This is a genomic window from Streptomyces sp. NPDC050842, from assembly GCF_044456565.1.
GTDB lineage: Bacteria > Actinomycetota > Actinomycetes > Streptomycetales > Streptomycetaceae > Streptomyces.
On sequence record NZ_JBITGA010000011.1, the window covers coordinates 217,109 to 234,012 of the forward strand.

Below are 16,904 nucleotides of genomic sequence, written 5' to 3' on the forward strand. Positions count from 1 at the left end.
CAGGGCAGCCGCAGGGAATGCCGCCGCGTTACCCGCAGGGAGCGCCGCCGTGTCAGCCGCAGTGAGCGCGTTGGGCAACCGCAGGGAATGCCGCCGCGTTACCCGCAGGGAGCGCCGCCGTGTCAGCCGCAGTGAGTGCGTTGGGCAACCGCAGGGAGTGCCGTCGCGTCAGTCGCGGTGGGTGCGCAGGGGCAACTGCGGGGAGCGCCGCCGTCTCATGCGCACTGAGTGCGCGGGGGCAGCGGCACGGAGCGCGCCGCGTCCCCGTGGGGAGAGCGCCCCGTCAGGCGCGTGCCGCCGGGCGGACGAGGGCCGTGAGTCCGTAGTCGATCTCGCGGCCGTCGACGAGCAGGGCCTCGACCGTCCGCGTCTCCGGGTCGACGTCGGCGACGATGCCGTGCCCCTCGTAGATCGGATAGCCGGAGGCGCCGTGCCGCCCGGTGGCCTCGACGACGGCCGTGCGGACGGCGCTGTCCTCCACGGACGCGCCGCCGCGGTCCTCGACGTGCGCGGGCACCAGCAGGATCTCGAAGCGCTTCGGAACTGTGCTCATGTCCCGACGCTAAGCGCTCAGCTGGACTCCCGCCGGACGACCCGCGACTCCAGCAGGCGGCGGGGGCGCGGCGGGACGTCCTCGTCCCGCACGGCGCGGTCGACGAGCTCGGCGAGCTCCCGGCCGAGGACCATGTCGATGTGGACGGTGCTCAGCCGCGGCCGCAGCAGCCGGCCGAGGAGCAGGTCGTCGGCGCCGACGACGGCCGTCTCGTCCGGCACGGAGATCCCGGCGTCCTGGAGCGCCCGCATCAGGAGCATCGCGTACTCGTCGTTGTAGGCGAACACGCCGTCGAGCCCGAGCTCGCGCCACCGTCCGGCCAGCTCCTCCGCCGACTCCTCGTCGTACCGCAGGGGCAGGGGCACGACGGTGGCACCGGTGCCCTCGGCCGCGCGCCGCGCGCCGTCGAGGCGGGGCTGCGAGAACATCCCGAGGCCCGGCTCCTCCGGGACGACGACGCCGATCCGGCGCCGGCCGCTCTCGACGAGGTGGGCGGTGGCGACCTCGCCGACCCGGCCCTGGTCCATGACGAGGGAGTGGGTGCCCTCGACCTGCTGGGTGCCGAGCGTGATCACCGCGCGGGCCCCGGAGCGCTTGAGGAGCTCGACCGCCTGCTCCGTGAGCTCGACCTCGCCGAGCGAGACCACGGCGACCGGGCGCAGCTCGGCCCAGGCCCGGGCCGCCTCGTCGGGCTTGAGACCGACGCTGCCGTACTGCACGACCGTGTAGTCGAGGCGCCGCAGCTCCCACTGGAGATCGCTGAAGAACTGGCTGTAGAGCGGGCCCACGGGGATGTGGGCGCTCGGCAGCAGCACCATCCGGCTGTGGCCGGCGCGCAGGCTGCGGGCCGCCGCGTGGGGTACGTACCCCAGCTCCTCGGCCGCCTCGCGCACCCGCTGACGGGTGGGCTCGCTGATCCGGACGGCCGAGGTGTTGTTCAGCACGTACGAGACGGTGGCCCGAGAGACGCCCGCGAGGCGCGCGACGTCGGCACTGGTCGGGACCGCGCGCCCGGTGGGGCGCTCGGGGGACTGTTCGGTTGAGTGGCTCATCGCTCCGGCATCTTTCCAGAACAATCCGGCACAGGGTCTGGCGGATGGCCTGATGTGAGTGCTACACAGTGCTCACACGTGTCACTGACACGTGTAACTCTATCGCTCAATCCGCTCTTCGCCCCCTCATCGGGCGATCTCTCCCAGGAGGGCAATGTGGCCCTTTCCTCCCCCGGAACCGGCTCCGGCACCGGAACCGGCACCGCCGGCACCGACGCCGCCACGGTCGGCCCCGACTCCCCCGCGGCCGGCCGGCCGACGCGGGGCCTGCTGCCCCTGCTCCTCGCCGGCAACTCGGCGATGTACACCCTGTACATAGGCGTCGGCGGCATGCTCCTCGCGCTCCAGGTCGAGTCCATCGACCCCGCGAACAAGGTGGCGAACTTCGGCCTCGTCGCCGGTGTGTCCGCCATCTTCGCCACCGTCTTCAACCCGGTCGCGGGCGCTCTCTCGGACCGGTCCGGACGGCGCAACCCCTGGATCCTCGGCGGCGGCCTACTCGCCCTCCCCGTGATGCTGCTCCTCGGCAGCGTCCACACGATCCTGCTGGTCACGATCGCCTGGTGCCTCGGCCAGGCCGTCATGAACATCTACCAGGCCGCGATCACCTCCGTGGTGCCCGACCGGGTCCCGATGGCCGCGCGCGGCAAGGCCTCGGCGGCCGTCGGCCTCGGTCTGCCGATCGGCTCGACCATCGGCGCCCTGATCGGCGCGGCCTACTCCGACGACTACCGGACCGGCTACCTCGTCTTCGGTGCGATCGTCGCCGCCACGGCCGTGCTGTTCAGCACCTGTGCCCGCGAGGAGCGCATGCCCCCGAAGGCGCCGCTGCCGGTCAAGCAGCAGATCGCGGCCTTCGGCAGCGCCCTCAAGGACCACGACTTCCGCTGGGCGTTCATCGGCCGGGCCCTGCTGGTCCTCGGCTACTTCGCCGTGGCCGGATTCCAGCTGTACATCCTCAAGGACCACACCGAGCTGCCCGCCGGGCTGAAGCCCGAGGAGGCCGTGGCCGTCCTCATGCCGCTGAACGCGGTCGCCATGGTGGTCTCCACCGTGCTCGGCGGCTGGCTGTCCGACCGCTACGACCGCCGCAAGCTCTTCGTGGGCGCCTCGGCGGTGCTCGCCGCCGTCGCGCTGGTCATCCCGGCCGTCTCGACGAGCTGGACCGCGATGCTCGCCTTCTCGGTCGTCAACGGCCTCGGCTTCGGCTGCTACATGGCCGTCGACACGGCGCTGGTGACCATGGTGCTGCCCAAGGCCGAGGACGCGGCCCGGGACATGGGCGTCCTCAACGTCGCCAACGCCGGCCCGCAGATCATCGCCCCCTTCGTGGCCTCGCTCATCGTCTCGCTGAGTGGCGGATACACGGCCCTGTTCCTGGTGGCGGCCGTACTGTCGGTGCTCGGCGCGCTCGCCGTGCGCCCCATCCGCAGCGTGCGCTGACCGGTCGGTCGGCGCCCGCCCGGGGGTGTCCCGCGGATCAGGGCCTGCCGATGCCCCTGATCCGCGGGGCACCCCCGTACCCGTCGCACCGATCGGAGAGGCGGCACCGTGCGCCTGCACACCACCACGTGGGGATCCGGTGACCGGATCGCCCTGCTCGTCCACGGCCTCATGGCCGACCACCGCACCTGGCGGCGGGTCGGACCGGCCCTCGCCTCGCGGGGCTACCGGGTGATCGCCGTGGACCTGCGGGGGCACGGAGCGAGTGCCCGGGCCGCGGGACCCGAGGAGTACCGGCCGGAGGACTACGCCGACGACCTCGTCGAGAACCTCCCGGCCGGGGCCGAGCTGGCCGTCGGGCACTCGCTCGGCGGGCTCGCCCTCGTACGGGCCGTGGAGCGCCTCGCGCCCGCCCGCGCGGTGTACGCGGATCCGGCCTGGCACCTGAGGCACGGTCCCGACGGGTACGTGCCGGAGCTCTTCGTCCGGGGCAAGTCCCTCTCCCGGGACCTCGTGCAGGGGTTCAACCCGCGCTGGTCGGACGACGACCTGGACACCGAGATGGCGTCGGTACGCGTCTGGGACGAGCGGTCGGCGTACGGCCTGGTCGGCGTCACCGGTACGGACATGTGGCCGGTACGGCCCACCGTCCCCTCCCTCGTCACGCTCGCCGATCCGAGCCTGCTGATCTCCGCGGACGACGCCCGGATGCTGGAGGGGCGCGGCTTCACCCTGCGCACGGTCGCGGGCGCCGGGCACACGATCCACCGGGACGACTTCGACGGGTTCATGTCCGCGCTGGACGACTGGATCTGACGTACCGTTCACCCATGGACGAAGCGTCGATGGACTCCTCGATGGTGGGACTGCCGGGCCGGGTGACCGGCACGGTCGGGCCCGGCCTCGTCGGCGAGGTGATCGTCCGGATCCGGGGCGGCGCCGAGCACTTCCTCGCCTATCCGGCCTCGCCGAAGGAACGGATCGAGACGGGGACGGTCGTGATGGTCATGGAACATCTCCCTCCGCGCACCGTCTATGTCACAGCCGCGTACGACAGTTGACCGAACCGTTGAGTGGCGCCCCTCACAGGCGCACACTCCCTTCACCGGGTCCGCACGGCTCCGGTGAAGGGGGAACTGCCCATGGGCATCGGCATTCTGGCGGGCGTCGTCGTCGGCGCCTTCGTCCTTCTGATCATCGTCTTCAAGATGATGTGGCGCGTCGCGGAACCCAACGAGGCGCTGATCATCTCCGGTTCGAACCACAAGAACGAGGGCCTCGGCGCGGGGATGGGGTTCCGGATCGTCACCGGTCGCGGCACCCTCGTGATGCCCGGCGTCCAGGCGGTGCGCAAGCTCTCGCTCGACCTCAACGAGACGCAGCTGTCCGTCGAGTGCGTCACCCACCAGGGCATTCCGCTCAAGGTCCGCGGTGTGGTGATCTTCAAGGTCGGTGACGACTTCGTGTCGATCGCCAACGCCGCGCGCCGCTTCCTCGACCAGCAGAAGCTCATGAGCGAGCGGGTGCACATCGTCTTCGCCGGTCATCTCCGCGCCATCGTCGGCGGGTTGACCGTGGAGGACATGATCCGTGACCGGGAGAAGCTGACCGGACAGGCGCGTTCGGCCTGTGGCACGGAGATGGAGAAGCTCGGTCTGATCGTCGACTCGCTGCAGATCCACGAGATCGAGGACCCGACCGGGTACATCAAGAACCTGGCCGCCCCGCACGCCGCCGCCGTCCAGCGGGACGCGCGGATCGCGCAGGCGGAGGCGAACCGGCGGGCGACCGAGGCCGAGCAGATGGCCGCGGCGCGCATGTCGGAGGCGACCCGCGACAGCGAGATCCTCCAGGCGGGCTACCAGGCCGAGCGGGACCAGGCCTCGGCCAAGGCCCGTCAGGCCGGCCCGCTCGCCGACGCGGCCTCGCGCCAGGAGGTCGTGGTCCAGGAGACCCGGGTGGCCGAGCTGGAGGGCCACCGCAAGGAGCAGCAGCTCCAGGCGGAGGTCCGCAAGCCGGCCGACGCCATGGCGTACGAGACCCGGACGCTGGCCATGGCCGAGCGTGACGCCCGGATCTCGGCGGCCGAGGCCGACGCGAAGGAGACCGAGCTGGCGAGTGCGGCCAAGGCGACGGCGACCCGACTCACCGGCGAGGCGGAAGCGGCGGCGCAGCACGCGAAGGGGCTCGCGATCGCCGAGGCGACCCGGGCGAAGGGCCTGGCGGAGGCCGAGTCGATCAAGGCGCGTGCGGCGGCGCTCGCCGAGAACCAGGAGGCCGTCGTCGCCCAGCAGCTGGCCGAGAAGTGGCCGGAGATCGTGTCGGCCGGCGCGTCGGCCTTCGGGAACGTCGACCAGATGGTGCTGCTGAACGGCGCCGACGGGATGGCGGACGTCTTCGCCAAGGCGCTGACCATGGGCGGGACCGGTCTCGGTCTGGCCCGGCAGCTGCTCGCCACGATGAACCCCGGGGCTCCGGAGCGTCTTGGCGGGGTGCCGCCGGCTCCGCGGTCGGAGGAGAGCGTCGAGAGCGTGCAGATCACGGTCGGCGACGCGGAGTAACCGGAACCACGGACGCGACGGGCCCGGTGCCGTCATGGCGCCGGGCCCGTTCGTGCGATCCCCTGGCCTGGGTGGAGGCCTGGCCGCTGTACGGGGCCGACCTCGATCGTGGCCTGGCCTCAGTTACGGCCTGCCTCAGTTGCGGCCTGCCTCAGTTGCGGCCTGGCCTCAGTTGTGGCCGAACTTCCGTTCCTTGCGGTGGGACGCGTGCTCCACGAGGGGCATCTGCGGCTCTCTCGTGGGGGTCGCCACGGTCTTCTCCTTCGCGGCCGCCTCCGTGCGGTGCTCATGGCCGCCGGTACGGGCACCTCGGTTGGTCCGGGTCTGTTTCTTGCCCACGATCGCGCCTCCCATGAAGGGGTCTCGGACTGTGGTCCGTATCCCCTCAGCCTCGCACGGGGGCATGAAAGCCGCATGTCAGCGGATCCGCACGTCAGACGGGTCGGTCGAAGACCCGGGCGAAGGCGGCGAGCGTCCGCGCGCCGGAGGAGCGGTCCAGGACGGCGAAGACGATCTCCTCGAAGTGGCCCGCGAACCGGCCGTTCCCCGTGAGCAGTGCTCTGAAGGCGCCGGCGACCTCCGCCGGGTCGTTCTGGAACACCCCGCAGCCCCAGGCTCCGAGCACGAGCCGGCGGTATCCGGCCACGGCGGCCGTCTCCAGGACCCGTTCGGCGCGGGAGGCCAGGGCCGCCGGGAGCCGAGAGGCCAGTTCGGGGGTGCGGCGGCGGACGACGCCCGCATTGGGTGCGGGCGAGGTGAGGAAGCCGACCGTGAACGGCTCGGCGAGCAGTGCGCCGCGTTCGTCGCGGAAGACCGGGACCCGGGGCGAGTGGATGACCCGGTCGGTGTAGAAGGCGTCGCGGTTCTCGCGGTGGTGGGCGTAGTAGTCGGGGGCGCGGAGCAGCGTGGCGTGGAGGGCGGAGGCCCGGCAGAGGGCCTCTTCCTGGGCCTGGGCGCCGTTGAGGTAGCCGCCGCCGGGGTTGCGGGCGGAGGCGAAGTTCAGGACGGCGACCGGGCGGGCGGGGCCGGCCGCGACCATGCGGCGCGCGGCTGCCAGGCTGCTCTCTCCGGTGACGTCCAGGGTGGCCGTGCGGTCGGTGTCGGGGGTGACGGGTACGGGTTCGGGGCCGTGGAGGCGGGTTCCCGCCAGGGCGGCGGCCAGGTCTTCGGCGAGGGAGACGATCCGGCCGTCCGGGGCCCGGTACTCGCCCGCGGCCACGATCTCCTCGGTCCGCCGCGCGGTCTCCCGCAGTCGTGCGCTCATGGCCGCCAGCATGATCGTTTCCCCTTCGCCGGGACAACGGATTTTCCGAGGTTTCCGCCCGGGCGGGAAGTTTCGGGCCAACAGGGGCACAGGGGGCGCGTGCGGCCCGCGCAGGGCGCTCTTGCACGCGGGTCGGCGGTGGCTTTAGGTGGAAGCAGCGGCTTCCGGGGCCGGCCTTACCGGGCCGGTCCCGTGGATCAGGAGGTGCACGGATGGCAGCGAGCGGCACACCGCGTGGCGGCCCCCCACTCACCGAGGCGGAGGCGGAGGACCTGCTGCGCGGCATCTGTTTCAAGACGGGCCCACCCCGCACGGTGGGGGCCGAGCTGGAGTGGCTCGTCCATGATCTGCGCGACCCCCGCCTGCCCGTACGGGCCCCGAGACTGGCCGCCGCGCTCGACACCGTACGCTCCCTGCCGCTGGTGTCGGCGCTGACCTTCGAACCGGGCGGTCAGCTGGAGCTCAGTTCGCGTCCGGCCGGGTCGCTGATGGAGTGTCTCGACTCGCTCGCCGCCGATCTGCGCGCGGTACGGGAGGCGCTCGGACCGCTCGGTCTCACGCTGAGCGGCTACGGGGTGGACCCCTGGCACGCGCCGCGCGGCCGGGTGCTGCACGAGCCGCGGTACGACGCCATGGAGATCGTGCTCGACCGTACGGGACCGGCCGGGCGGGCCATGATGTGCGACTCGGCCTCCGTGCAGGTCTGTCTCGACGCCGGGCTCGACGAGCCGGGTCCGCTCGGCTACCACCGTCGCTGGCGGCTGGCCCACCTCCTCGGCGCGGTGCTCGTGGCGGTCTTCGCCAACTCCCCACTGCACGGCGGCCGTCGGACCGGCTGGCGCTCGACGCGCCAGGCGCTGTGGACGGAGCTCGACCCGCGGCGGGCCCTCGCGCCCCGGCCGGACGGGAAGCCCCGCGACGAGTGGACCGCGCACGTCCTGGACACGCCGGTGATGTGCGTACGGGCCGCCGAGGGGCCGTGGGCGGTGCCGGAGGGGCTGACCTTCCGCGAGTGGCTGCGCACCGGCGCCCCCCGCCCCGCCGACCTCGACGATCTGCGCTACCACCTGACGACGCTCTTCCCGCCGGTCCGGCCGCGCGGTCATCTGGAGCTGCGGATGATCGACGCGCAGCCCGGCCCGGACGGCTGGATGGTGCCGGTGGCCGTGACGACGGCCGTCTTCGAGGACCCGGTGGCGGCGGAGACCGTGTACCGGGCGGTCGAACCCCTCGCGGAGCAGGCCGGTCCGGGGCCTGCGCCGCGCAATCCGCTGTGGCTCGCGGCGGCGCGCGGCGGCCTCGCCGATCCCGGACTGCACGCCGCCGCCCGCGCGGTCTTCTCGGCCGCCGTCGAGGCGCTGCCCCGGATCGGGGCGAGCCAGGAGGTGCGGCGGGCCGTCGTCGCCTTCGAGGAGCGGTACGTGATCCCCGGGAGCTGTCCGGCCGACGAGCTTCAGGTGGTGACGTCATGACCGAACGGAGCACCGCGGCCGAACGGAGCACCGGGATCGATCCTGAGGTGCTGCGCGCCCGGGCGCTGGACGCCCTGACCGTCGCGCGGGAGCGCACGGCCCTCCTCACCTCCTGCGTCGACGACGGTGAACTCACCGCCCAGCACTCGCCTTTGATGTCGCCCCTGGTCTGGGACCTGGCGCACATCGGCAACCAGGAGGAGCAGTGGCTGTGGCGGGCCGTCGCGGGGCGGGACGCCCTGCGACCGGAGATCGACTCCCTCTACGACGCCTTCGAGCACCCGCGTGCCACCCGCCCCTCGCTGCCCCTGCTCGCGCCCGGTGAGGCCCGCGCCTACGCGGCGGACGTCCGCCTGCGGATCCTCGACGTGCTGGAGAGCGCCCCGCTGGAGGGACGGCCGCTGCTCGACGACGGTTTCGCGTTCGGCATGATCGCCCAGCACGAGCAGCAGCACGACGAGACCATGCTGATCACCCATCAGCTGCGCAGGGGTCCTGCGGCGCTGACCGCTCCCCCGCCGCCGGCCGCGCTGTCTGGTCCACTGCCCGCCGAAGTCCTCGTCCCCGGCGGCCCGTTCACCATGGGCACGTCGGACGAGCCGTGGGCCCTCGACAACGAACGCCCCGCCCACGCCCGGATCGTTCCGGCCTTCTTCGTCGACACCACCCCCGTCACGAACGGCGCCTATCTGACCTTCATGGCGGACGGCGGGTACACGGACCGGCGATGGTGGCGGCCCGAGGGCTGGGCGCAGATCCGGGAGCACGGCATCGAAGCGCCGCTGTTCTGGCGCGGGGACGGCGGGCAGTGGCTGCGCCGCCGCTTCGGGGTGACCGAACCCGTACCGGTGGACGAGCCGGTCCTGCACGTGAGCTGGTACGAGGCGGACGCGTACGCGCGCTGGGCCGGACGCCGGCTCCCCACCGAGGCCGAGTGGGAGAAGGCCGCCCGGTACGACCCGCTCTCGGGGCGCTCGCGCCGCTATCCGTGGGGCGACGCCGATCCCGGTCCCGAGCACGCGAACCTCGGGCAGCGGCACCTGCGGCCGGCCGCCGCGGGCAGCTATCCGGAGGGCGCGTCGCCGCACGGCGTACGGCAGTTGATCGGCGACGTGTGGGAGTGGACGGCGAGCGACTTCCTGCCGTACCCGGGCTTCACGCCCTTCCCGTACAAGGAGTACTCGGAGGTGTTCTTCGGACCGGAGCACAAGGTGCTGCGGGGCGGGTCGTTCGCGGTGGACCCGGTCGCCTGCCGGGGCACCTTCCGCAACTGGGACCTGCCGGTGCGGCGTCAGATCTTCTCCGGCTTCCGCACGGCGCGGACCGCGGAGCTCGACTGATGTGCCGTCATCTCGCGTACGTGGGCGGGCCGGTGGCGCTGGGCGAGCTGCTGGTCCGGCCGGAGCACGCCCTGCTGCGCCAGTCCTGGGAACCGCGTACCCAGACGAGCGGTGTCGTGAACGCCGACGGCTTCGGAGTGGGCTGGTACGCGGAGGAGGACCCGGTGCCCGCGCGGTACCGGCGCGCGGGGCCGATCTGGGGCGACCTCTCCTTCGCTGACCTCGCCCGCGTGGTCCGCTCCGGGGCGCTGCTCGCGGCGGTACGGGGCGCCACGCTGCCCGGCGCGGACGGGGAGGCCGCGGCGGCTCCGTTCACCGCGGGCCCCTGGCTGTTCAGCCACAACGGCGCCGTCCCGGGCTGGCCCGGCTCCCTGGCCGCGATGGCCGGCACGCTCCCGGCCGACGCGCTGCTGCGCCTGGAGGCGCGCACCGACTCGGCGCTGCTGTGGGCGCTCGTGCTGCACCGACTGCGGGCCGGGGACGCGCCGGGCACGGCCCTGGCCGACACCGTGCGGGAGGCCGCCGCCGCGGCGCCCGGTTCCTCACTGAACCTGTTGCTCACCGACGGCGCCACCATCGCCGCGACGACCTGGGGGAACAGCCTCTGGTACCTGACGGGCCCCGGCCGCGTGGTCGTGGCCTCCGAACCGTACGACGACGATCCGCGGTGGCGGGAGGTCCCCGAGCACACGCTCGTGGCCGCCGACCGCGGCGATGTCACCCTCACCCCGCTCAAGGAGCCGTCCGCGTGAGTCCGTTCCAGCTGACCCGTACCCTCGCCCCCGACGCCGCGGGCGCCGATCTGCGCGCCGACGTCCTCCACGGGCTGACCCGCTCCCCCAAGGCGCTGCCGCCGAAGTGGTTCTACGACGCCCGGGGCAGCGAGCTGTTCGAGGAGATCACCCGGCTGCCCGAGTACTACCCGACGCGGGCGGAGCGGGAGATCCTGATCGCGCGGGCGCCGGAGATCGCCGCCGCCACCGGGGCCAGGTCCCTCGTCGAGCTGGGCTCCGGCTCCTCCGAGAAGACGCGGTTCCTGATCGACGCGCTCCTTCCCGGTCTGGACGCCTACGTGCCGGTGGACGTGAGCGAGTCCGCGCTGACCGGGGCGGCCGAGTCGCTGCTCGCCGACCGGCCGGAGCTGCACGTGCACGCGCTGGTCGCCGACTTCACCCGGGGGCTCGCGCTGCCGGGGACACCCGGTCCCCGTCTGGTCGCGTTCCTCGGGGGCACGATCGGCAATCTGCTCCCCGAGGAGCGGCGGACGTTCCTGCGCTCGGTCCGGTCGATGCTCACGCCGGGCGACGCCCTGCTGCTCGGCACGGATCTGGTGAAGGACGAGGGGACGCTCGTCGCCGCGTACGACGACGCGGCCGGGGTGACGGCGGCGTTCAACAAGAACGTGCTGTCCGTGATCGCCCGGGAGCTCGGCGCCGACGCGGATCCGGACGACTTCGAGCACGTGGCGGTCTGGGACCGGGACCGGGAGTGGATCGAGATGCGGCTGCGCGCGCGGCACGCGCTCACGGTGAAGATCCCGGAGCTGGATCTCGTCGTGCCTTTCGCGGCGGGCGAGGAGGTACGGACGGAGGTGTCGGCGAAGTTCCGTCAGGCAGGGGTGCGGGACGAACTGGCGGAGGCGGGACTCGACCTGTCCCGCTGGTGGACGGACGACGAGGGCAGGTTCGCGCTGTCGCTCGCGACGGCACGCTGAGCGACGACGCGGGATCCGAGGGCGCGCGGTACGAGGGAACGCGGTACGAGGGAACGCGGCGCGAGGGAACGCGGCGCGAGGAGGCGTGGTGCGAGGGCGTGCGGTACGAGGGTGCGCGGCCTGGCGACGCGCGGTGCGAGGTCGCGCGGCCTGAGGGTGTGCGGTGTGGCGGCGGCTTCCGTGACGGCCCGCTGCGCCGCGGCGGCCAGGGACCGCCGGTCCGGGAAGCGCGTGCCGGATATCGGATCCAGGATCCGTACGTCGGCGGTGACTCCGCGCGTGGCGGCGAGCCGCCACAGGGAGGCGCCCAGGGGATCGTCGCCCACGAAGGCCGCCGCACCGGTGGGCCGGTAGTCGATCCGTACGGGCTGGACGTCCGCCCCGCCGTCCAGCGCGGCCTGGAACGCGGCGGGCCGGAAGCGGCCTCCTGCCCGGCCGCACCAGGTCGACCCCTCGGGGAAGACGATCACCCGGCCGCCGCCGGCGAGCACGGCGGCCATCGCGCGCACGGTGCCGGGCAGGGCCCTGAGCCGGTCGCGGTCGATGAAGAGCGTCCCGCCGAGCGCGGCGAGCGTGCCGAGGACCGGCCAGCGGCGGACCTCGGCCTTGGCGACCATCCGGCCGGGGAGGACGGCCGCGAGCAGCGGGATGTCCAGCCAGGAGACGTGGTTGGCGACGACGAGGAGCGGTCCGTCGGCCGGGGCTGCGGCCCCGTCGAAGCGGACGCGCACGCCGAAGGCGCGGACCACGGCCCGTACCCAGTACCGGACGAGGGCGAGCCGCACCGGCGCCGGCAGGAGCGCGGTGGCCGGCATGCACAGGACGCCGAGGAGGACCGTGCCGATCCCGGCGGCCAGCCGCACCGCGGCCAGCGCGGCACCCGCCGCGCGGGCCGCCCCGTGGCAGGCGACCGGGTCCGGGTGGACGGCGCAGCGGCCCGGGGTGCAGGGCGCCGTGGGGAGCCACGGCGAGGGCGCCGTGGTCCCGTTCACCGGGCGGGGGCGAGCGACAGGAAGTGGTTGAGGTAGCGCGGGTTGGTGCGGCGCAGGGAGAGCAGGACGTACAGGTCGGCGACGCCGAAGTCGGTGTCGTGGGCGGGGGCGCCGCAGACCCAGGCGCCGAGGCGGAGGTAGCCGCGCAGCAGCGGCGGGAGTTCGGTGCGGCCCGCGGGGCGGGCGATGCCGTCGGAGTTCCAGAGCTTGTGCGGGGTGACCCAGTACTCCTCGGGGGCGAGGTGCTTGGCCTTGACGGTGTCCCAGGTGGAGGCGGCGAGGGTGCCGCCGTCGGCGAGGGGGACCGAACAGCAGCCGGCGAGCCAGTTGTGGCCGGTCCGGGTCATGTAGCGGGCGAGGCCGGCCCAGATGAGAGAGATGACGGCGCCGTTGCGGTGGGCGGGGTGGACGCAGGACCGGCCGACCTCCACGAGGTCGTGGCGGACGGGGGCGAGCCGGGTGAGGTCGAACTCGCTCTCGGAGTAGAGGCGTCCGGCCACGGCGGCCCGCTCGGGCGGCAGGATCCGGTAGGTGCCGACGACGTCGCCGGTGGCCTCGTCCCGTACGAGCAGGTGGTCGCAGTACGCGTCGAAGGCGTCGGAGTCGAGACCGGGCTCCGGGCCGTCGAGCCGGGCGCCGAGTTCGCCGGCGAAGACCTGGTGGCGCAGCCGCTGGGCGGCCCGTACGTCCTCCTGGTCACGGGCGAGGCCGACCACGTACCGGGGCGTGGGCTGCCCGGGCCCGGGCTGGGGCTGGGCGGGGACGGATCCGGTCAGGGTGGGGACGGTGCCGGTGCCGGGCGCGAGGGGAACGGCCTGGGCTCCGGCGGGGACGGCGAGCGTGGGCGACGGTGCGGTCATGTCGGGCTCCTCCGGCGGGCGGAAGGTGAAGGGGCGGGACCGGGCCGCGTGAGCGGTGGCCCGGCTCCTTACTTCTTCCGTCACCGGCTGGATTCGACATGACCGTCCGGGGGCTCGCGGATGTGCGAACGCTGAATGCTATTCGGCGAGGGTGTCCGAGATCTCCGCCGAGGCCTTCGCCGCGGCCTGTGCCGGGTCCTCTCCCTGGAGGACGGCCGTCATGTACGGCTTGATGGGGTTGTCGGCCTCGACGTCGGCCCACTGCGGGGAGTTGGGGGTGGCGCGGCCGCGGGCGGCGGCCGCCGCCATGACGGCGGTCGCCTCCTGGCCGGAGACGACGGAGGCGAGGCCCTTCTTGTTGGGCACGTACCCCATGGCGCGGGCGAGTTCGGTCTGCCACTTCTCGCCGGCGAGCGCCTTGACGACGTCGAGGGCGGCGCCGCGCTGGGGTGCGTTCTCCGGGATGATGAGGTCGGAGCCGCCGGTGAAGACGGCGCCGGGCCGGCCGGCCTTCTTGCCGGGTATCGCGAAGAAGCCGAGCTTGTCCTTGAGGTCCGGGTTGGCCTTCAGGATCGGTGCGACGGCGCTGGTCGTGGCGATGATCTGGGCGACGTCGCCCTTGGCGAAGACGTCGGCCTGCGGCGGGTTCTGCTCGTCGGCGTTCTTGGGGCCGGTGCCGAGGGACTGGAGGTCCTTGTAGAAGGCCATGCCGCGCAGGGCCGCGGGGCTGCCGAGGGCGCCGGTCCACTCGCCGCCCTTGTCGACGGCGAGTTCGCCGCCCTCCTCCCAGATGAATCCGGAGAGGGTGTACCAGTCCTGGCCGGCGAGGTAGATGCCCTGGGAGCCGCCGCGGTTGAGCTTCTCGGTGTCGGCGAGCCACTCGGCGCGGGTGGTCGGCGGCTTGTCGATCCCGGCGTCGCGGAACAGGTCCTTGTTGTAGATCACGATGCGGTTGGCCGCGTACCAGGGAATGCCGTACTGGGATCCGCCGATGCGGCCCGGCTGGGCGAGACCGGGCAGCCAGTCCTCGCTGCCGAGGTCGCGGACGGACTCCAGGGTGAGGTCGTAGAGCTGCTCGGTGTCGGCGTACTGGGCGACCTGGGTATTGCCGACCTCGATCACGTCGGGTCCGCCGGAGCCCTTGAGGGCCTCGGTGACCTTCTTCCCGATGCCGGTCCAGTCCTGGATCGTGATCTTGAGGTCGACGCCGTCGTGCTCCTCCTCGTAGGCCTCGGTGAAACGCGTGAGGAAGTCCTCGCTGGCGCTGTCGCGCATGAGCCAGATGTTGACGGTCTTCGTCTGGCCCCCGCCCGGCAACATCCCGCAACCGGCGAGCGCGAGCGCGGTGGCGGCTGCCAAGGGGCATGCCAGATGGCGGTTCTTCACGTAGGTCACCTTCTGCGGTTCTGCACAGGTTCGTGCGGCATTGGGGGCTGACCCGACGTGGGGGGACCGAACGGGGTGTTCGCGCGGGTATGTGGCCTGGATTCTGGTCTGGACCAACGAAGTGGTCAAGTCCTTGACCATCTCGTTTCAGCCTCCGGACGGACGATCCGGAGGCTTACCTTCGGTAATCGAGCGCACGCCGTACGGAGGCCGTCCTGTCGCGCGCCGACCCGGCCTGGGGCACGGTGGAGGGACGCACCGAGAGGAGTTCGGCCCCCATGTCGAATCACACCTACCGCGTCACCGAGATCGTCGGGACGTCCACCGAAGGCGTCGACGAAGCCATCCGCAACGGCATCAGCCGCGCCGCGCAGACGCTGCGGGGCCTCGACTGGTTCGAGGTCACGCAGGTCCGCGGTCATATCGTCGAAGGCGCCATCGAGCACTACCAAGTGGGGCTCAAGGTCGGCTTCCGTCTGGAGGACGAGAGCTGACGGACGGCGCGGGAGCGCCGTCCTGGGAGCGGCCGAGGAGCGGCCCGAGGCCGACCGGCGGCAGGGCGCCGGCCGGGAGGCGGCCAAGAGGCGGCCGGGAGGATCAGGTCCGGCCCTCCCTCTCCTGTGCGTCCGTCAGCACCTCCGACGGGACCGCCCAGTGGGCACGCACGACGCGGAATCCGGCCGCCTCCGCCGCGTCGCAGACCAGCGCGTCGTCGTCGACGAGCATCCTGATCTCGCGGTCGGCGGCGAGCCGCCGCAGGACCTCCACCTTGGTCACCCTGGCCGGCCGGAAGTCCCGGTCGCCCCGCATGTGGATCCGGCCCTCGGGCAGCCCCTGCGCGGCCAGCCAGGCCACGGTGGCGCGCCGGCAGCGCTCCGGCCGCCCGGTCAGATAGACCACCTCGCACTCCTCGGCCGCCTTCCGGCACAGCTCGACGCCCTCCGCCAGCGGCGGATCGTCAGGCGCCGCCGCGAAGAAGCCGCGCCAGTCCTTGGGCCGCGCCTCCAGGAAGTGCTGGCGGTGGGCGGTCGCGGAGAGGGTGTTGTCCAGGTCGAAGACGGCCAGTGGCCGGGTGTCGCGTGTCACGGCCCCAGCGTAGGAGCAGGCGCGCGCCGCCGCCGCACGCGTTCCGGCCCACGCCGCGGGCACCACACCCCATGCCGGGAATCCCTGGCCGCTCAAGACGTTGGACCGTACGTGAGCACCTTCCTCGACGGCATCCGTTTCTCCGTCCTCGACCGCTCCCGCACGCGGGAGGGCGAGGACGCCCCGCGGGCGCTGCGCGACACCGTGCGCCTCGCCCAGGAGGTGGAGGCCCTCGGCTACCACCGGTTCTGGGTGTCGGAGCACCACAGCGTGCCCGGGGTCGCCGGCTCGGCGCCGACGGTGCTCGCCGCCGCGGTCGCCGCCTCGACGTCCACCGTGCGGGTCGGCACGGGCGGCGTGATGCTGCCCAACCACCAGCCGCTGGTCGTGGCCGAGCAGTTCGGCGTCCTGGAGTCCCTCTTCCCCGGCCGGATCGACATGGGCGTCGGTCGCTCGGTCGGCTTCACGGACGGCATCCGGCGGGCCCTCGGGCGGGACAAGGAGGACGCCGACCGGTTCGGGGCGCAGCTCGACGAGCTCCTCGGCTGGTTCACCGGCGAGCAGACGGCCCATCCGCAGGTGCACGCCCGGCCCGCGGAGGGCCTGCGGGTCCCGCCCTTCGTCCTCGCGACGGGCGAGGGCGCGGCGATCGCCGCTGCGGCCGGACTTCCGCTGGTCATCGGCGACCTACGGGGCCGGGACCGCGTCCTCGCCGCCGTCGACACGTACCGCTCCGCCTTCCGTCCCTCCCCGTGGTCCGCCGAGCCGTACGTGGTCGTGGCGGGGACGGTCGTGGTCGCGGAGAGCGAGGCGGATGCCCGCCGGCTGCTGATGCCGGAGGCCTGGTCCCTCGCGTACTCCCGCACCCGCGGCGTGTTCCCGCCGCTCGCCCCGCCCGAGCGGATCGAGGAGCTGGCGCTGACCGGCGGAATGACGGAGAAGCAGCGCGGCTTCTACGAGTCCGGGCTCGGCGGTCATGTGCACGGCACGGAGGAGCAGGTGGCCGAGGCGCTGGAGCGGGCCGTGAAGGAGACCGGGGCCCAGGAGGTGCTGGTGACCACGAGCACGTACGACCGGGCGGCGCTGAGCGACTCGTACCGCGGGCTGGCGCGTGCCGTCGGCCTGACCGCCCCGGTCACCCCCCACCCGACCGGGGCAAACATGGAGCAGTAGCTAATATC

At 73.2% G+C, this 16,904-nt stretch carries 18 protein-coding genes; 10 read left to right on the top strand and 8 right to left on the bottom strand.

Annotated features, from left to right (window positions below; translation table 11 throughout):
• Window positions 1-283: 283 nt before the first annotated feature.
• Window positions 284-553, bottom strand: a complete 270-nt coding sequence (locus tag ACIBG6_RS32235; RefSeq protein ID WP_399226263.1) for a hypothetical protein — start codon at window positions 551-553, stop codon at window positions 284-286.
• Between the two features lie 17 nt (window positions 554-570).
• Window positions 571-1,605 carry a LacI family DNA-binding transcriptional regulator gene (locus tag ACIBG6_RS32240; protein ID WP_399226264.1) on the bottom strand — a complete coding sequence of 345 codons (1,035 nt, stop codon included), beginning with the start codon at window positions 1,603-1,605 and terminating at the stop codon, window positions 571-573.
• 156 nt (window positions 1,606-1,761) lie between these two features.
• Here ACIBG6_RS32240 and ACIBG6_RS32245 point away from each other — a divergent pair, with 156 nt between their 5' ends.
• The 4 genes from ACIBG6_RS32245 to ACIBG6_RS32260 all read left to right on the top strand — a co-directional run bounded on the left by ACIBG6_RS32245 (window position 1,762) and on the right by ACIBG6_RS32260 (window position 5,609).
• Window positions 1,762-3,048 (top strand): MFS transporter, encoded by a 1,287-nt coding sequence (locus ACIBG6_RS32245; RefSeq protein ID WP_399226265.1) that lies wholly within the window; start codon window positions 1,762-1,764, stop codon window positions 3,046-3,048.
• 108 nt (window positions 3,049-3,156) lie between these two features.
• Window positions 3,157-3,864, top strand: a complete 708-nt coding sequence (locus ACIBG6_RS32250; RefSeq protein WP_399226267.1) for an alpha/beta fold hydrolase — start codon at window positions 3,157-3,159, stop codon at window positions 3,862-3,864.
• Window positions 3,865-3,878: 14 nt separating this feature from the next.
• Window positions 3,879-4,109: a hypothetical protein gene (locus ACIBG6_RS32255; protein ID WP_384146174.1), complete on the top strand. Its 231-nt coding sequence runs from the start codon at window positions 3,879-3,881 to the stop codon at window positions 4,107-4,109.
• Between the two features lie 81 nt (window positions 4,110-4,190).
• Window positions 4,191-5,609 (top strand): flotillin family protein, encoded by a 1,419-nt coding sequence (locus tag ACIBG6_RS32260; RefSeq protein WP_399226268.1) that lies wholly within the window; start codon window positions 4,191-4,193, stop codon window positions 5,607-5,609.
• A 168-nt stretch (window positions 5,610-5,777) separates the two neighbouring features.
• Here ACIBG6_RS32260 and ACIBG6_RS32265 read toward each other — a convergent pair whose 3' ends face one another.
• Both ACIBG6_RS32265 and ACIBG6_RS32270 read right to left on the bottom strand, forming a co-directional pair.
• The gene (locus ACIBG6_RS32265; RefSeq protein WP_317601405.1) at window positions 5,778-5,948 is read right to left on the bottom strand and encodes a hypothetical protein; all 171 of its coding nucleotides are present in this window, start codon (window positions 5,946-5,948) and stop codon (window positions 5,778-5,780) included.
• Window positions 5,949-6,042: 94 nt separating this feature from the next.
• Window positions 6,043-6,873, bottom strand: coding sequence for a TIGR02452 family protein (locus ACIBG6_RS32270; RefSeq protein ID WP_399226270.1), 831 nt, complete (start codon window positions 6,871-6,873; stop codon window positions 6,043-6,045).
• Window positions 6,874-7,085: 212 nt separating this feature from the next.
• Here ACIBG6_RS32270 and egtA point away from each other — a divergent pair, with 212 nt between their 5' ends.
• From egtA to egtD, 4 genes are read left to right on the top strand one after another with little or no spacing between them, the layout of a single operon-like run.
• Window positions 7,086-8,345: an ergothioneine biosynthesis glutamate--cysteine ligase EgtA gene (gene egtA / locus ACIBG6_RS32275; protein WP_399226271.1), complete on the top strand. Its 1,260-nt coding sequence runs from the start codon at window positions 7,086-7,088 to the stop codon at window positions 8,343-8,345.
• Window positions 8,342-9,685: an ergothioneine biosynthesis protein EgtB gene (gene egtB / locus ACIBG6_RS32280; RefSeq protein ID WP_399226272.1), complete on the top strand. Its 1,344-nt coding sequence runs from the start codon at window positions 8,342-8,344 to the stop codon at window positions 9,683-9,685. Before egtA ends, egtB begins: the two co-directional genes overlap by 4 nt.
• Complete coding sequence (gene egtC / locus ACIBG6_RS32285) at window positions 9,685-10,437, top strand: ergothioneine biosynthesis protein EgtC (protein ID WP_399226274.1); 753 nt, start codon at window positions 9,685-9,687, stop codon at window positions 10,435-10,437. Before egtB ends, egtC begins: the two co-directional genes overlap by 1 nt.
• Window positions 10,434-11,399 carry an L-histidine N(alpha)-methyltransferase gene (gene egtD / locus ACIBG6_RS32290; protein WP_399226276.1) on the top strand — a complete coding sequence of 322 codons (966 nt, stop codon included), beginning with the start codon at window positions 10,434-10,436 and terminating at the stop codon, window positions 11,397-11,399. The genes egtC and egtD overlap by 4 nt, the downstream gene beginning before the upstream one ends.
• On the opposite strand, the gene ACIBG6_RS32295 is transcribed toward egtD, so the two are convergent.
• The 3 genes from ACIBG6_RS32295 to ACIBG6_RS32305 form a co-directional block, all read right to left on the bottom strand.
• Entirely contained in the window at window positions 11,294-12,391 is a 1,098-nt protein-coding gene (locus tag ACIBG6_RS32295; protein ID WP_399226277.1) for a 1-acyl-sn-glycerol-3-phosphate acyltransferase, read from the bottom strand. The two genes, egtD and ACIBG6_RS32295, sit on opposite strands and share 106 nt — an antisense overlap.
• Window positions 12,388-13,251, bottom strand: coding sequence for a GNAT family N-acetyltransferase (locus ACIBG6_RS32300; RefSeq protein ID WP_399226278.1), 864 nt, complete (start codon window positions 13,249-13,251; stop codon window positions 12,388-12,390). The genes ACIBG6_RS32295 and ACIBG6_RS32300 overlap by 4 nt, the downstream gene beginning before the upstream one ends.
• 138 nt (window positions 13,252-13,389) lie before the next feature.
• Window positions 13,390-14,637, bottom strand: coding sequence for an extracellular solute-binding protein (locus ACIBG6_RS32305; protein WP_399226279.1), 1,248 nt, complete (start codon window positions 14,635-14,637; stop codon window positions 13,390-13,392).
• Between the two features lie 278 nt (window positions 14,638-14,915).
• Between ACIBG6_RS32305 and ACIBG6_RS32310 the strand changes: the two genes are divergently transcribed.
• Window positions 14,916-15,131, top strand: a complete 216-nt coding sequence (locus tag ACIBG6_RS32310) for a dodecin (protein WP_384146145.1) — start codon at window positions 14,916-14,918, stop codon at window positions 15,129-15,131.
• Window positions 15,132-15,234: 103 nt separating this feature from the next.
• Here the strand turns inward: ACIBG6_RS32310 and ACIBG6_RS32315 are convergent, their stop codons facing one another.
• Window positions 15,235-15,723 (bottom strand): HAD family acid phosphatase, encoded by a 489-nt coding sequence (locus ACIBG6_RS32315; protein ID WP_399226280.1) that lies wholly within the window; start codon window positions 15,721-15,723, stop codon window positions 15,235-15,237.
• A 111-nt stretch (window positions 15,724-15,834) separates the two neighbouring features.
• On the opposite strand from ACIBG6_RS32315, the gene ACIBG6_RS32320 reads away from it, so the two are divergent.
• Complete coding sequence (locus tag ACIBG6_RS32320) at window positions 15,835-16,896, top strand: MsnO8 family LLM class oxidoreductase (protein ID WP_399226281.1); 1,062 nt, start codon at window positions 15,835-15,837, stop codon at window positions 16,894-16,896.
• The last annotated feature ends 8 nt before the right edge of the window (window positions 16,897-16,904 follow it).

Coding starts and splice junctions, on each gene's coding strand:
- ACIBG6_RS32235 (WP_399226263.1), bottom strand. CDS start 553: ATGAGCACAGTTCCGAAGCGCTTCGAGATCCTGCTGGTGCCCGCGCAC.
- ACIBG6_RS32240 (WP_399226264.1), bottom strand. CDS start 1,605: ATGAGCCACTCAACCGAACAGTCCCCCGAGCGCCCCACCGGGCGCGCG.
- ACIBG6_RS32255 (WP_384146174.1), top strand. CDS start 3,879: ATGGACGAAGCGTCGATGGACTCCTCGATGGTGGGACTGCCGGGCCGG.
- ACIBG6_RS32260 (WP_399226268.1), top strand. CDS start 4,191: ATGGGCATCGGCATTCTGGCGGGCGTCGTCGTCGGCGCCTTCGTCCTT.
- ACIBG6_RS32270 (WP_399226270.1), bottom strand. CDS start 6,873: ATGAGCGCACGACTGCGGGAGACCGCGCGGCGGACCGAGGAGATCGTG.
- egtA (WP_399226271.1), top strand. CDS start 7,086: ATGGCAGCGAGCGGCACACCGCGTGGCGGCCCCCCACTCACCGAGGCG.
- egtB (WP_399226272.1), top strand. CDS start 8,342: ATGACCGAACGGAGCACCGCGGCCGAACGGAGCACCGGGATCGATCCT.
- egtC (WP_399226274.1), top strand. CDS start 9,685: ATGTGCCGTCATCTCGCGTACGTGGGCGGGCCGGTGGCGCTGGGCGAG.
- ACIBG6_RS32300 (WP_399226278.1), bottom strand. CDS start 13,251: ATGACCGCACCGTCGCCCACGCTCGCCGTCCCCGCCGGAGCCCAGGCC.
- ACIBG6_RS32310 (WP_384146145.1), top strand. CDS start 14,916: ATGTCGAATCACACCTACCGCGTCACCGAGATCGTCGGGACGTCCACC.